Annotated in this window: 11 protein-coding genes; 7 read left to right on the top strand and 4 right to left on the bottom strand. The window is 38.7% G+C overall.

Going from position 1 to position 14,940, the window contains the following annotated elements; all coding sequences use genetic code 11:
* Position 1: 1 nt before the first annotated feature.
* The gene (locus JR050_RS02890) at positions 2-1,057 is read right to left on the bottom strand and encodes an iron-siderophore ABC transporter substrate-binding protein (protein WP_204202010.1); all 1,056 of its coding nucleotides are present in this window, start codon (positions 1,055-1,057) and stop codon (positions 2-4) included.
* A 297-nt stretch (positions 1,058-1,354) separates the two neighbouring features.
* Here JR050_RS02890 and JR050_RS02885 point away from each other — a divergent pair, with 297 nt between their 5' ends.
* On the top strand, positions 1,355-2,392 hold the full coding sequence (locus tag JR050_RS02885) for an NAD(P)/FAD-dependent oxidoreductase (protein ID WP_204202009.1): 1,038 nt from the start codon (positions 1,355-1,357) through the stop codon (positions 2,390-2,392).
* Between the two features lie 90 nt (positions 2,393-2,482).
* Here the strand turns inward: JR050_RS02885 and JR050_RS02880 are convergent, their stop codons facing one another.
* Together JR050_RS02880 and JR050_RS02875 are read right to left on the bottom strand one after the other, a co-directional pair.
* Positions 2,483-3,673 carry a CynX/NimT family MFS transporter gene (locus JR050_RS02880; protein ID WP_204202041.1) on the bottom strand — a complete coding sequence of 397 codons (1,191 nt, stop codon included), beginning with the start codon at positions 3,671-3,673 and terminating at the stop codon, positions 2,483-2,485.
* Between the two features lie 149 nt (positions 3,674-3,822).
* Positions 3,823-5,172: a S8 family peptidase gene (locus tag JR050_RS02875; RefSeq protein ID WP_239454062.1), complete on the bottom strand. Its 1,350-nt coding sequence runs from the start codon at positions 5,170-5,172 to the stop codon at positions 3,823-3,825.
* Between the two features lie 249 nt (positions 5,173-5,421).
* Between JR050_RS02875 and JR050_RS02870 the strand changes: the two genes are divergently transcribed.
* Positions 5,422-7,122: a TRAP transporter substrate-binding protein gene (locus JR050_RS02870; protein WP_204202007.1), complete on the top strand. Its 1,701-nt coding sequence runs from the start codon at positions 5,422-5,424 to the stop codon at positions 7,120-7,122.
* A 92-nt stretch (positions 7,123-7,214) separates the two neighbouring features.
* On the opposite strand, the gene JR050_RS02865 is transcribed toward JR050_RS02870, so the two are convergent.
* Complete coding sequence (locus JR050_RS02865; protein ID WP_204202006.1) at positions 7,215-8,963, bottom strand: ABC transporter ATP-binding protein; 1,749 nt, start codon at positions 8,961-8,963, stop codon at positions 7,215-7,217.
* A gap of 244 nt (positions 8,964-9,207) precedes the next feature.
* Between JR050_RS02865 and JR050_RS02860 the strand changes: the two genes are divergently transcribed.
* The 5 genes from JR050_RS02860 to JR050_RS02840 all read left to right on the top strand — a co-directional run bounded on the left by JR050_RS02860 (position 9,208) and on the right by JR050_RS02840 (position 14,894).
* The gene (locus JR050_RS02860; RefSeq protein WP_204202005.1) at positions 9,208-9,555 is read left to right on the top strand and encodes a hypothetical protein; all 348 of its coding nucleotides are present in this window, start codon (positions 9,208-9,210) and stop codon (positions 9,553-9,555) included.
* Between the two features lie 573 nt (positions 9,556-10,128).
* On the top strand, positions 10,129-10,761 hold the full coding sequence (locus JR050_RS02855) for an HNH endonuclease family protein (RefSeq protein ID WP_204202004.1): 633 nt from the start codon (positions 10,129-10,131) through the stop codon (positions 10,759-10,761).
* A gap of 48 nt (positions 10,762-10,809) precedes the next feature.
* Positions 10,810-11,052 carry a hypothetical protein gene (locus tag JR050_RS02850; RefSeq protein ID WP_204202003.1) on the top strand — a complete coding sequence of 81 codons (243 nt, stop codon included), beginning with the start codon at positions 10,810-10,812 and terminating at the stop codon, positions 11,050-11,052.
* 309 nt (positions 11,053-11,361) lie between these two features.
* On the top strand, positions 11,362-13,101 hold the full coding sequence (locus JR050_RS02845) for an ABC transporter ATP-binding protein (RefSeq protein ID WP_204202002.1): 1,740 nt from the start codon (positions 11,362-11,364) through the stop codon (positions 13,099-13,101).
* Positions 13,098-14,894, top strand: coding sequence for an ABC transporter ATP-binding protein (locus JR050_RS02840; protein WP_204202001.1), 1,797 nt, complete (start codon positions 13,098-13,100; stop codon positions 14,892-14,894). Before JR050_RS02845 ends, JR050_RS02840 begins: the two co-directional genes overlap by 4 nt.
* Positions 14,895-14,940: the final 46 nt, after the last annotated feature.

Genomic DNA, 14,940 nt, shown 5'->3' with positions numbered 1-14,940 from the left:
TTTATTTCACTTTGCTTACAGCTTCTGATAGTAATGTTAAGTACTCATCAATAGAGTATTTAATAGCAAGTGGGTTTGGATTTCCTGCTGCTGCAAGTGGAGTGTTATCTCCAATAATAACAACAGAACCTCTCTCTACAGCTGGAATTTTCCCTAAGATAGGATCAGCTTGCAAGGCTGCAAGTGTATCTTCATTACCATATGAAACAAAAATATCAACATCATTAAGCATATCTGCATTTTCAGCACTTACTTCAATGAAGAAACTATCGTCCGTGATTTGACTTGTAATACTTTCAGGATATTCCATTCCTAACTCAGAAAGGAATGCACCACGTGGATCTGTTGGTGAATAAATGTAAAACTTAGATAAATCAGCAGCGTTAAGACTTACGAATGCAGCTTTTTTTCCTTTAAGATCAGCGTGTTCATTTGCTTTCTCTTGAATTAGTTTCTCTGTATCAGCAATAAGTTGCTTACCTTCTTCTTCCATTCCCATACCGATTGAGTTGTATGTTACTTGTTCACGCCATGAAGCTACCCAAGGGCTAGTTTGGTATGCAACTACTGGAGCAATTTCGCTTAAAGTATCATATTCTTCTTGAGTAATACCTGAGTATGCTGCAAGAATTACATCTGGATTTGCATCTGCAATCGCTTCAAAATCTAAACCGTCAGTATCTTGGAAAATATTTGGCTTTTCTTCGCCAAGTTCTTTTAATTTCTCAGCAGTCCAAGGTAACATTCCGCTGTCATCTTGAACACCGTAGTTTGCAGCTGAGAAACCTACTGGCACTACGCCTAGTGCAAGAACAACATCATGGTTTGCCCATGAAATCGAGACAACACGTTCTGGCTTTTCTTCAATAGTCGTTTCACCTAATGCATGTTTAATCACTATTGGATATTCAGTATTTGATTCCTTTGAATCAGATGTTTTCGCTTGAGAGTCTTCTTTTGAAGCTGGCTCAGATTGTGAACTTGTACAACCAACAAGTGCGATCATGAGAGCAACTAATAATGTTGTAAATAATGAAATCTTTCTTTTGGCATTCATTTGTATGCACTTCCTTATCTTATGTAATTGATAATAGTTATCATTATCATTACTATATACCTACTCTAATTGGGCTGTCAATGAAAATATTTATCAATTAAATTAGAACTCTACTACAGGAGAAAATGGGGTCAATAGTAATACTACATACAAGTAAATTCGCAGTTTATTTACATTTAAATAATGATTTATGTGATTTGTAAAAATATTATTGAAATTAATTTTCATTATCATTAGTATATATGTATTGAGAATGATTATCAGAATTTAATATAGTTAGTAATTTAGGGGGATAACATGGAGCTCTTTGACGTAACAATTATTGGTGGCGGTCCATCTGGCTTATATAGTGCTTTTTATAGTGGTTTGCGTAATATGAAGACGAAGATTATCGAGGTACAACCTGTTTTAGGTGGCAAGGTGAATACTTATCCTGAGAAGGTCTTATGGGATGTTGGAGGGCTTCCGCCGCAACAAGCACAACAGTTTGTTCAAAATTTAATACAGCAAGCAAACACGTTTTCACCAACAATATGCTTAAATTCTAAAGTGGAACTTATAAGTAAACATGATGATATGTTTGTGATCTCAACGAATACAGGAGAAGTTCATTATTCCAAAACCATCATTGTAGCTGTGGGTGGAGGAATCCTAAATCCTATTAAACTTGAAGTTGAAGGCGCAGAAAAGTATGAAATGACAAATTTACATTATACGATCTTAGGTTTGGAGCGCTTTCGTAATAAAAGAGTTCTAGTATCAGGTGGAGGAAATGGAGCGATTGACTGGGCGGTGGAACTTTTGCTCGTAGCAAAAGAAGTGGTTGTGATTTATCGCAAAGAGCAGTTAACTGCACATGAGTCTCAAGTAGAAAAGTTAAAAGAACATGGTGTACAAATAATGCTGAATGCTGAAATACAATCTTTACTATCAAATGATCAAAAAACGGCTATACAAGAAGTTATCGTTTCACAAGATGGAGAGACGTATCAGCTGGAGGTTGATGATGTTCTAATTAGTCATGGCTATAATCGTGAAGTGTCATTATCGTTTGCTGATGATATTCAACCACAGAGAAAAGATGATTATTATTTAGAAGGTCGAGGACAGTGTAGTACATCTGTGCCAGGAATATTTGGTGCTGGTGATATTATTTCTTATGACGACAAAGTAGGACTGTTAGTTGGTACGTTTCAAGATGCAGTGCTGGCGGTCAATAATGCTAAATTGTATATTGATCCACAAGCCGACAAATATGCAATGGTTTCTTCGCATAATGACAAATTCAAAGAGAAAAATAGAGAGTTTTTAAAAAGAAGTATCTTGCAAAGCTGAATGAATGCAAAATAGGATAGTCAAACAGGTTTCTTCCTGTTCGACTATCCTATTTCTTTTTTCACATTACGTGGCATCCTGGTTAGTTTCTCATACATATTTATTTCGACCAGCCAGCATAGAAAACACCATAACAATGAATGACACAGCAACTAACGTCAGAAGTGGAGTTGTCCATACGTGTGTTAAATCAAACAAATATCCGATAAACAAAGGCCCAACAGCTGCAAGTATATAACCTGTTGATTGGGCCATGCCGGATAACTCCGAAGCCTGCTGTCCAGTTCGTGATCGTAGTCCGATATAGGTAAGAGCTAACGGAAAACTTCCTCCTAGTGCAACTCCGATTAAAATGATACTTACGATGATAACTGGATAAGAGGAGCCTATCAGTAATCCACTATATCCTAATATGGATAAAATGCCGAGACTAAATGCAATCCATACTTGTGTGGCGAAACGTCCTGCTAGTACAGGAATAATAAAGCTTGCAGGAAGCCCTATCAGTTGGGTGAAAGAAAGTAACCAGCCTGCTGTTGCTAAACTGATTCCATGACTATGTAGAATTTCAGGTAACCATGATACGGTTACATAAAATAGAAATGATTGCACTCCCATAAAAATGGCTAACTGCCAAGCAAGTGGCGATCTCCAAATCTGATTGAATTGGGAACTCTTCCTTTCCTGATGAATACTTCTATTTTTATTTCTTTTCAATAGAAATAACCACACTACAATCGCAACGGCAACTGGTATTGCCCAAATAACCTGAGCACCCTTCCATCCAAGGTTGTAATTAACAGCTAATGGAACACTTACTCCAGATGCTAAAGACGCAATTAATCCCATCGATGTTGAATACACACTTGTCATCAGACCAAACTTTTCAGGAAACCGCTCCTTTACAACAGCAGGTAACAACACATTTCCTACAGCAATCCCGGTGCCGGCTAAGAGAGTACCCGAAAAAAGAAAGAAGGTAGTTGGGATATATCGTATCGAAATTCCAACTAATAAAAAAGCTAATCCTAAAATTAATGTCTTCTCATTCGTCAGTCTGGAAGCAATCTTTGGAACTAGGGGAGACATCACCGCAAATACTATTAACGGTAAGCTCATTAAAAGACCTGCACTCCAATGAGCTAATCCAATATCCTTCTGAATCATTCCTACTAGCGGACCAAGAGAAGTGATAGCTGGACGTAAATTAAAGGCGATTAATACAATTCCTGCAATTAATAAGTATATGTAAGGTTGAGTAATAGCTTTAGATTTCTGCATCAACAAAAGAACTCCTTTAACATCAATATTTCTCAAGTATAGCATTGACTCATTGTTATTATGGAATTTTTAGTTGGGGAAGAACTCCGAAGTTAAACTAGAAAAGGGACAGTTACTTATACGTGTTAAGTAACTGTCCCTTATTTTAATTAATCTAACGCATTCACCGCATTAATTAATCCAAATCCAGACTCTCCGTCATAACCTGGCTTGAACAAGTCGTCAGCTGAGCTTTGGATAATGTGTTTTACCTGTGCTGGTGATAATACATCTTTACCATGCTTCGCAATGATAACACCTGCTAGACCAGCTGTTTTAGGAGCTGCCATTGATGTTCCTGCATAGAATGCATAACCACCTGGAACAGTGGATAGTGCTAACTTATTACGGTCAGCATCTAGTGGGTTACGTGTTTCTGCATATTTTAAACCGTAGTCTCCACCTGGTGCGATTACGTCAATTTTCCCAACACCATAGTTTGAATAGAATGTAAGGTTCTTCGCTTCTCCACCTGCAGCTACACGAATTAGCGTTTGGCTACTTGGGCTTCTGTGTGTTGCTCCATTGTCATCTCCTGATAGCTTACCAGGACTAGTTAGATCAACAGCATTATTTCCTGCAGAACCAACAACTGTTACGCCCTTATTAATTGCGTATTGGATGGCACGATTGAATAGACGAACATCTGCTACAGTGTCCTTCGTTGCATAGTCAGGATTTTGGAACCAATCATAGCCTCCAAGTGACATGTTTACAACATCAACATTGTCATCAGCTGCTGTCATTAAAGCGTTAGCAATATCTGAAGTGGATGCCCCACCAGTTGGACCGAATACACGGTATGCAGCTACTTTTAGCTCAGGTCCAATTCCAAGTACACGGCCATTTGCAGCAATAGAGCCAGCTACGTGAGTTCCATGGCCGTTTTGATCCATTGCATCAGGGTAACCAGGAACAAAGGATTTTCCATATGCATAATTAGCTTTAAGATCCGGGTGTGTATAATCAATTCCTGTATCAACAACAGCTACTACAATATCCTTGCCATTAGCAGATTCTCCAGTTCCTCCGTCTAGCTTCCATGAAGCACCGTCGTTTGTAACTTGTTTAATATCCCATTGGTACGTGTTATATAAATCGTTCGCTTCAGAGGAGACAAAGTCGCGATCAACTGTCTCTACTGCAACTGGAGCTTCTGGATACACAGTGTTCTCAGATCCAGCATCTAAAACTGCACTATTCTTTTTAATATCTGCTAAAAATTCCGGGTTATCTGAGCTGACTTTTACTGCTCCTAATTTCGGTAAAGTTTTCTCCACTTCACCACCATGCTTCTTAATAACATCTAAGTAATTTGAAGGAAGACTTGCCTCGTTCTTAAATACAACTAAGTAATCCTTTTCTACTGATTGTGCTTGTGTACTTACCCCGAAACTTCCAAGAAAAGCAGCAGCACTCAATGTAGCGGTTAAAGCACCTGAAATCAGTTTCTTCTTCATCATAACCCTCCATTATGTATAGAATTTTCAAACAACTTAATTGTATAACTTTGGAAGGACAAGAAGAATCAGACTAACGGATTATAATTTCGACTTTGTTCTTTTTGAATAATGCGACTATAGTAATACTGGTGATAGTACGAATGACGCCGTAAATAAGTAAACAAAAAGTCAAAAGTAGTTCCTTAGTCCAGTGCCAAAGTACTATAATAGATTCATGATGAAATTTACTGAAAGTTGAGGATTATCATGAAAAAGAAGTGGACAGCTATTTTAAAACCTACCAACCTACTAATTATTGTTACCTTAATAGTTTTTCCAATCATTCCGATGACGTTTATTAGGGCATTAGGTCTAAAGTTTGCTGAACCGGATACGTTAGCTTATTTTGGATCCATTTTAGGAGGACTTTTAACGATTGTTGGGGTTTCTTTAACGATTAGACATTCTGATAATTCCTATAAAAAGGCATATGCGAAGGACTTAGAGAATGAATTTATTCAATCCTTTCCTCAGAAAATAGAAGCGATCAATAGTGTGAAAATTGAGAGTGAAAAGTTTCTTGCAGAATTTAAATCTATGATTACTAAGGTTACTGAACACCCGGAATTAGTAGGGATAAAATATGAAACTCTAAAAGAGTTAAAGAATACATACAGTAACAAACTCCTGCCAGTGGCAGCAAAATTAGACGGTCATGTCTATGTTGAGGTCATTCATTATTTAGAGGAAATCGATCATTACAATAGCTTTATTCTGGATAAAGATCGATATATCCAAAGTCATAGTCTTGAAATGTATAAGGAAGAATTCAAAGTGAAGTATGCGCATGCATGTCTTAAAATAAGTCGTTCTATCGAGTTTTTTAGTGATTATCAAAAGTCAATTGGAGATTACTTTACGGAGATTACAAAAGATAAGAATCTTTGGAAGGCTAACCCAATGCTCAATCAACAACAGAGAAAAAGGAAGCTTGTTGAAAAGCTCTTTCAGAGGGTGGGACAAGCTACAAGTGAGAAACTTAAGATTACGGTTGCGCATAATCAAACATCACTTGAAAATCCTTATCATATTGGGATGCAGAAGTTTAAAGAAGAAATTGAAAGAATTTCAAATGATACACTTCAAGTTGAAATACATGCAGGAACGTTAGGGACAAGTGAAATCGAACTATTAACAAAGCTTCAAAAGGGAACGATTGATGTAGTGGTCGTTTCACCGGATGTGGTATCTAGGATAGGGATTGAAGAACTTGACCTTTTGACAATACCTTATTTATTCGATAATTACGATCACTGGGAGAGAGCTGTTGATGGTAAGGTTGGACAATACATGTCTTCTCTCATTAAGAGAAAATCGAATAACAGCCTACACGTATTAGGTTACATGTCCGCTGGTGTAAGGCACTATTATGGCAAGAAACCGATTGCTGGATTAGAAGATTTAAAAGGAATGACTGTACGAACTCAAACGACAGGTGTTGCGGCTGAATATTTAACAAAAATCGGTGCGATTACGACCTCTTTAGTTTGGGGGGAAATCTATCAAGGACTTCAACAAAAAACAATAGACTTTGCAGAGAATGCGTATCCTTACTTTGTTCAACAAAAACACCATAAAACAGATAATGGTAAATATATTACGGAGACGGGCCATGATTATACAACGCGCTTTCTATTAATGAACGGAAAAACGTACAATGCGTTATCGAGACATCAAAAGAAACTGATAATGGAAGCAGCAAGGTCAGCAGTTGAAGAGGAAAGACGAGCAGTATATGAACAGGAAGCCGTTTATAAAGAAATTGCTGTACAAGAAGGGGCAGAAATATTCCACACGGATCCACATCTATTCAAGCATATTGTGGAGCCTATTCAGCAAACGTTGGCAAAGGAAATTGAAACAGAGACTTTATTAAAAACGATTAAGGCATTAAAGCAGGTAGGCTAAGAACTTCACATTCGTGAGGGAAAGGTTACTATAGCGATAGTCCAAGATGAAAAATGGCCAAGTCTCGATAGATGGCCATTTTTTTATGTTACCTATACTTGTTCTTTTGTTAGCTGTTGTTCTGCGAATTCTCGATACAACTCGTGAGATTGAACGAGCTCTTGGTGAGTACCTGTACCTGTAATTTCTCCTTTTTCAATAAAGATGATTTTATCAGCATGGACAATTGTAGAAAGGCGGTGGGCAATAATAAAGGTAGTGCGGCCTTCCATCAGTCGTGAGAGTGCTTGCTGTACAATGGCTTCTGATTGACTGTCAAGGCTTGCTGTTGCTTCATCCATCATTAATATTTTCGGATCTCTTAGAAACGCCCTGGCAATTGCGATTCTCTGCCTTTGTCCTCCGGAAAGCTTTACACCACGTTCGCCAACCTCAGTGTCTAGTCCTTTTGGAAACTCCTGAATAAACTGATCGGCATACGCCATTTTGGCTACTTCCCAAAGACGGTCATCCTTAATTTCACCTACATTATCAAGTCCGTAGCATAAATTTTCACGGATAGTCCCAACCATCATTGGACTATCTTGTGAAACATAACCAATTTGTCTTCTCCATGAGTAGATAGACAATTCACTGATTGGTGTATCTCCGATTAGAATTTGTCCGGATGTTGGTTCGTAATAGCGTTCTAGTAATCCAAACATTGTCGTTTTTCCTCCACCACTTGGTCCTGCAAACGCTACGACGGAACCGGCGGGAACATCAAAGGATACATTTTTTACAATTGGTTCATCTTCACTAAAGGAGAACGACACATTCTGTACACGAATTTCTTGATTGGAGATGTCGAGGTCCCTTCCTGTTTGTCCTGGCTCTACATCTTCATCTAATATATCAATAATGCGTTCCGTTGCTCCCTTTGCCTTTTGAAGCTGAGTGAAAAACATGGTAAACGATGTAATCGGGTAAATAATTTGAAATAGGTACAGTAAGAAAGCAACTAGTGAACCAGTTGTCATTGTACCTTCTGAAACACGAATTCCCCCATAGCCGATGATGATTACAATAACGACCATCACAACTAAGTACATAAGTGGCCCAATTAAAGCAAAAATACGTCCTTCTTTTAATCCGAACGTAAATAAATTCTCAATTCCGGCAGATCCTCGCTGCTCTTCTGTTTTTTCTGCGTTTGAGGCTTTCATTAATCGTATTTCACTTAGTGTTTGTTGAACATTTGCTGTGAATTTTGCGGTTTCGTCCTGAAGGTTCCGCGATATTTTAGACATGCTTCTCCCCAGTGGAGCGATAAATAATATCGAAAGAGGAACGGAAATGAACATTAATAACGTCATTTTCCAATCCATAATAAATAGGATGATGATGGAACCGATGATAGAGATAATCCCACTAATAAATTGAGGAAATTGTTGAGAAATTAAGTCTTTTAATACTCCCGTATCATTTACAACTCGGCTCACGGTCTCACCACTTGTATGCTTGTCAAAGTAGGTGACGGGTAAGCGTAATAGCTTGAAATATATCTTTTCTCGAAGCTGGGCTACAATTCGTTGACCTACATAGGTTAAAGCATATAAAGAAAGTCCATCAATGACAGCTTGTAAAATAAACACGGCTACAATCGCAACGATTAACAGGGTATTTAATGATTCAATCGAAAACCCGTCTACCATTTCTCTTGTTAACAATGGAATGGCAAGACCGGCGAGGGTTGTAAGTAAACTTCCGATTAATCCAATTGTTAAAATAAACTTAGGGATTCGTGTAGATAAAATTAATGAAAGGAATGATTTTTGAGAGTTCTTTTGAGTGGTATCCATGTTTTATGGCTCCTTTTCACTGAATAAAACATATTTTACCATATCCTTGGCTGTTTAACTCTTAATCACTTGGGGTTAGTTTTTATGAGATTGTAGTTAATGAAAGCAGTATTTACAAGATATCAACTTATTAATACTCGATGAGCCAACGAACCATCTTGATATTAACTCGATTGAAACACTAGAGGAAGCGCTAGAGAATTTCAAGGGTACAATTTTCTTTATCTCTCATGACAGATATTTTATGAACAAAATTGGAGAGAGAATGATTGCCCTAGAGGATTATGTGTTAAATAGTTATGAAGGTAATTATGATGAGTTCCGTAAGGCGAAAAAGCAAATAAGTCCTGAACCGAAAATTGAGACAGCTAGGAAAGCAGAGGTAGTGAAGAAAGGAAAAGATGGTTCAAAGAAAGAAGCAGAAAAAGCACTAAACAAGATTGAAAAACTTGAAAATGAAATAAAAGAACTAGATTCAATTCTGTCGTCCAGCAATTTGGAGTACGAAGAAATTCATAAACTTTTCAGTAGAAAACAAGAGTTAACGAAAGAACTTGATGCCAATTTGGAGATATGGATGGATTTAGGTTAAGACATAAAATCACGAAGAAAACTTTATAGCTGCGGGATTAGGCAAAACACTTGTTTGCATATCAACTCAAATAGAGATTGGTATGCATTTTTTTATGAGAGTGGGGAATGCGGAAAATGACTGTTATTACATTCTCGCTAACTCATTTGTAATTTTATATTAATTGAATGAAAAGGATTGTGAAGATTATTACTAGCAGTACAACAATACGATTATGTACGGTTTTTCTTTATAAAGGATAGATAGAAAGTACTATCAACATGAACACCCAAAATAGGTTTTTTGCCGTATTGTAGGAATTGTAGCAGCCATCTATCCTTTACAATAGATTGATAATTTACAAATTTTTAACTTTATAGAAATTAATTCATGCACTATCATTTCAAGTGGAAGCGTGTTCTTGTATGGCTTTTTGTTCAGATTTCTAATACTATGTTGTTTTTCGCAATGAGACATTTGTTGCTGTTCCCCATTTCCCTTTGGTAACGATATCTATGTGTCTATTAACATCTCATTCACTAAAAGTGAACAGAGATTGTTAGTATAAAAAAATTATATATAGGAGGCATTTATATGCTAAAGAAAGCAATGTTTTCTGTTTTTGCATTAGTTCTATCGTTTACTGTGTTTCAATTTGACATGCGGACGGCGTCGGCATTACCAACGGGAATACCATCCAAATCTACCGCTCAGTCTCAGTTGAACGCGCTGACCGTAAAGTCTGAAAGCACCATGACAGGTTATTCTCGCGATAAGTTTCCACATTGGATCAGCCAAGGAAGTGGCTGTGATACCCGACAAGTAGTTCTTAAGCGTGACGCTGATTACTACAGTGGCAATTGCCCGGTGACGTCTGGTAAGTGGTACAGCTACTACGACGGTGTTACCGTGTACTCACCGTCTGAACTCGATATTGATCACGTTGTTCCATTGGCAGAAGCGTGGCGTTCAGGAGCTAGCAGTTGGACGACGACAAAGCGCCAAAACTTCGCCAACGACCTCAATGGTCCACAGTTAATTGCAGTGACTGCCAGCTCAAACCGTTCTAAGGGTGATCAGGATCCGTCAACGTGGCAACCTACTCGTTACGGTGCTCGCTGCGCATATGCAAAGATGTGGATTAATACAAAGTATCGCTATGACCTAAGTCTTCAGTCATCTGAAAAGTCTGCACTGCAGAGTATGCTGAACAGCTGCTCCTATTAAGTACGTTAATGCTGTCTAACCATCAAAACCAAGAAGGGAGCTACTCGTATGCAGAAAAAGTCATCAATCTTCACCGCAACCCACGGTGTAATGACCACTGAAGTCGGCGTTATCAGCGGGGAGCTCGAACTACGCACCACCTGCAATGACGCCGGTATCCTTACGCTCGCAATAACGTATGTCGGTGCCGAGGAGTGGTACACGCTGCCAGGTGAAGACTACCGCCTGCACGATCCCCGTGACCACGAGGTTGTCCACCGTATGCTTACCAACGTGCTAGAGCGCACTTGATACACAATGATTTTGACGGAATCCAATAGACTTGGAAGTCCAGCAGTTTTTCAAGAATATATATAGTTTTATAATACAAAGTCCTTAAAAAGCGCTTGGATCAATACCAAGCGTTTTTTCTATTTATAGCGTACGTTGTTGATTATCTTTCCCCCTCATTCTAAAGTCTTAGTCAAATTCATTCCAAAATCCAATGACCTAAAACAAAATACAAGTCACAATAGTAGTAATAATAATTTTTTTCCGATTATTAGTGATTATTTCAATATTTTGTAATAAAATAAAATCTTGCGAGGAGAGGTGAACAACATGAATTTAGTAAAAACAACGTTGCGGCATTTTAAGCCGTATTGGAAGAGATTGCTATTAGCTTTAGTATTTTCATTAATTGGGGGAGCCTTCACGGTCATGCCATCTATATTAGTTGGTAAGCTTGTGGACGTGGTCATTGAAGGCAAGGAATTAAACCTTCTCATTTGGATTGTTGGTGGCGTCCTCATTGCTTATTTAGGAAAGTCACTATTCGAAACGATGCAGGAGTTCGTACAGGTTAAGATCGGACTTGATGTGATTACCGACATGCAAATACGAGCGTTTAAACGATTGCATCGTACACCGATGTCTTTTTTTACGACAACACCAAGAGGCGATATGTTATACCGGCTAACTCACGATGTGGAGTCTATTCAAAACTTAAATAATACGGTTGTCCCAAGGATTTTACAGCAAGTTGTAGGAGCGGTTGCTGCATTTGCCACAGTATTTGTCTTATACTGGCCAGCAGCTATTGTCATGTTTGTTGTGTTTGCGATTTACATATACCCATCATTTAAACTAGGAAAAACCGTTCGAAAAATGAGTGCGGTTCAACGTGAGATGCGTGCAGATATGTATTCGCACCTGCAGGAAAGTATTGAAAGTATTCGATTAGTGAGAACCTATCAGACTGGAGAGCAGGAAGTAGGGACGCAGGAAAGAAAGCTAACAGATTGGAAAAACTATTCGATTCGTGCGGCGTTGATTAACAAGGTTAACTATCGTCTGGGGAACTTGTTTAACATTGCGACACCTGGTGTTGTGATGCTGATTGGAGGATATTCCGTCTGGCAAAAGGATATTACAGTTGGGGTACTTGTATCCTGTTTAAGTTTTATTCCAATCATGTTCCAACCAGTGCGTTCTCTAGCTGAAAATGCATTAATCATTCAACAAGCCATTCCGGCATTAGATCGAATCTACGAATATTTCGATCTACCAGAAGAGCATGAAGAAAACTTACCTGCATTTGGACCGATAAAAGGAAAAATTGAGCTGGGGGATATTCGCTTTACGTATCCGAACAGTGATAAGGAAGTTTTAAAAGGAGTATCGGTATCCCTTGAGCCAGGTCAGCATATCGGAATTGTCGGTACGAGTGGTGGTGGAAAAAGTACGCTTGTACAAATTTTACTAGGACTTTATGAACCTAGCTCTGGTTCTGTAAAGATTGATGGTCAGAATTTATTTGAATTCAACCGCAATAGCTTCCGTCAGCAGGTGGGAATTGTGTCACAGGAAACGTTCCTATTAAATAGTACAATTCGTCAAAACCTTTTATATGGAAAGCCTAATGCAACACAAGAAGAATTGGAGCAAGCAGTTGAGGCAGCAGGACTAAAAGATTTAATTGAATCTCTAGAAGATAAATATGAAACAATTGTTGGTGAGCGGGGTTTAAAGCTCTCTGGAGGTCAACGTCAACGCGTGGCTATGGCAAGAGCTATTTTACGACAGCCGCCAGTTTTAATCTTTGATGAAGCAACGTCGTCACTAGACGGAGAAACAGAAGAAAAAGTTCAAGCGGCACTGGAACAATTAATTCCTGGAAGAACAACGATTACGATTGCGCACAGACTTATTACTGTTCGTAATGCGGATACGATTATTCTGTTAGATCAAGGAATGGTAGCGGAAAAAGGAACTCATGAGGAGCTGCTGGCATTAAAAGGACAGTACTATGAATTATATAAAGCTCAATACAGTGAGCTGGAAAAGGAGATGGTAGGATGAGTACGACTGTCTCTCAAACGAAAAACCGTGATGGTAGAAGAGTCTTAGCGTTTTTAAAGCCTTATAAAAAGTGGGTTATTGCTGACTCAGTTGTTATCGCAATTAGTCAGGTGTTCTCTGCTTTAATCCCAACTTTAGCACTAAGTTGGTTAGTCGATACCATTCTCCCAAATGAAAGCTACAACTGGCTTTGGGGCTTGATGTGGTTGTTAATCTTATCAGCCGTATTAGATTTAGTGATGATGGTAATTGATGAATATTTTTGCCATCAGACTGCAAAAACGGTAACGAACTGGCAGAAACTACGACTATTCCGTCATCTGCAAATACTGCCGTATTCCTTTTATCATAACAATCCTTCTGGGGAATTATTAGCAAGAGTATCGGATGACCCTGATACACTGCACAACTTCCTTGCGTGGGAAGGATCAACGTTTATGGCAAGTGTGCAAGGGGTGATCATTTATAGTTTAGTATTGTTATGGATTCATCCCTATTTAATGATTACGAGTGTTGTACTGGGAGTTATCTTTTACTGGACGTCCAACTATGTCGGAGCGAGAACGAGAGCGGCTTCTGCAGATGCGAGAAAGGAAGCTTCTAGATATTTAGAAAGATTAAGAGAATCTGTAACAGGTATTCATTTATCCCGTGTAATGGGTGTGTCAGACAGTGAAGTAGAAAGTGTCGTCGCGATCCGTGATACGTTCGTGCAGCACTCCATCAAAGAATTAAAGGCAAGAATGCAATCAGTTATTGTGATTGCGAGCTATAACGGTTTTGCACTTGGTACAGTCTATCTTATTAGTACTCTACTCATTTGGGATAACAATCTCTCAACTGGTCAAATGCTAACAGCAGGTGGTTTAGTAACGATTGCCGCAAACGAAATGCAACGATTACTTCGTAACTGGTTATCGGTAAGAAGAACGGGCCCGGCACTAGATCGCTCCGAAATACTGTTAGCTGAAGAAACAGCTGAAGCTGAAACAACAACGGGTGTTAGTGGCGGGCGAGCAGAAGGTCGCATCAGTCTAAAGGATGTTACATTTGCATACCCTGGAAAAGAAGAAAATGTGTTATCAGGGGTTTCTTTTGACATTCTAGCTGGTGAAAAGGTAGCACTAGTTGGTCCAAGTGGTTCCGGTAAATCTACAATTGTTGACTTGTTGTTTAGACTATATGAAACAAAGAATGGTTTTATAGAAGTGGATGGTAGAAGTATTACAGAGTGGGATACGAAATGGGTACGATCACAAATGGCGATTGTTACTCAAGATGTTATTTTACGAAGCGGGACGTTAGCTGAAAACCTGCGAATTGGTAAGCCGGACGCAACAGATGAAGAACTACTGAAAGCTGTGCAGGATAGCGGACTCGGAGAACTCATCGAAACGCTGCCAGAAGGATTGAACACGAAGGTAGGAGAACGAGGAAGTCTACTATCTGGTGGACAAAAGCAACGTCTATCTCTTGCTAGAGCAATCCTAAAAGATGCACCCATTCTTGTTCTAGACGAAGCAAGCTCAGCGCTTGATCCGATTACCGAAACTAAGATCAATGAGGCTGTACTGAAAACAGGAAAGAATCAAACCATCTTAATTATCTCACACCGTCTATCTACTGTTCTATCAGCAGATAAAATTATCGTACTTGAGCATGGTAAAATTGTGGAAGAAGGATCACATGCTGAGTTGCTTGAAAACGGTAGCGGAGTGTATAGTCGCTTGTTTGGTCGTGAGGCTGAAATTGGGGAAGAGACGATTAATAAAGTTGCGGTGAATACCAATTAATTATCAGAGAGAGTAAATACTTATCAAGGAATATAGAAACTGATGA

Source organism: Bacillus suaedaesalsae (genome assembly GCF_016890225.1).
Taxonomy (GTDB): Bacteria; Bacillota; Bacilli; order Bacillales; family SA4; genus Bacillus_BS; species Bacillus_BS suaedaesalsae.
The sequence above is the reverse complement of the archived record's forward strand: the minus strand, read 5'-3'. Positions and strand labels throughout refer to the sequence as shown.

Excerpts from the sequence above, each read along its gene's own strand:
- JR050_RS02890 (WP_204202010.1), bottom strand. The coding sequence starts at position 1,057 with ATGAATGCCAAAAGAAAGATTTCATTATTTACAACATTATTAGTTGCT.
- JR050_RS02885 (WP_204202009.1), top strand. The coding sequence starts at position 1,355 with ATGGAGCTCTTTGACGTAACAATTATTGGTGGCGGTCCATCTGGCTTA.
- JR050_RS02880 (WP_204202041.1), bottom strand. The coding sequence starts at position 3,673 with ATGCAGAAATCTAAAGCTATTACTCAACCTTACATATACTTATTAATT.
- JR050_RS02875 (WP_239454062.1), bottom strand. The coding sequence starts at position 5,172 with ATGAAGAAGAAACTGATTTCAGGTGCTTTAACCGCTACATTGAGTGCT.
- JR050_RS02870 (WP_204202007.1), top strand. The coding sequence starts at position 5,422 with ATGAAAAAGAAGTGGACAGCTATTTTAAAACCTACCAACCTACTAATT.
- JR050_RS02865 (WP_204202006.1), bottom strand. The coding sequence starts at position 8,963 with ATGGATACCACTCAAAAGAACTCTCAAAAATCATTCCTTTCATTAATT.
- JR050_RS02860 (WP_204202005.1), top strand. The coding sequence starts at position 9,208 with ATGAACAAAATTGGAGAGAGAATGATTGCCCTAGAGGATTATGTGTTA.
- JR050_RS02855 (WP_204202004.1), top strand. The coding sequence starts at position 10,129 with ATGCTAAAGAAAGCAATGTTTTCTGTTTTTGCATTAGTTCTATCGTTT.
- JR050_RS02850 (WP_204202003.1), top strand. The coding sequence starts at position 10,810 with ATGCAGAAAAAGTCATCAATCTTCACCGCAACCCACGGTGTAATGACC.
- JR050_RS02845 (WP_204202002.1), top strand. The coding sequence starts at position 11,362 with ATGAATTTAGTAAAAACAACGTTGCGGCATTTTAAGCCGTATTGGAAG.
- JR050_RS02840 (WP_204202001.1), top strand. The coding sequence starts at position 13,098 with ATGAGTACGACTGTCTCTCAAACGAAAAACCGTGATGGTAGAAGAGTC.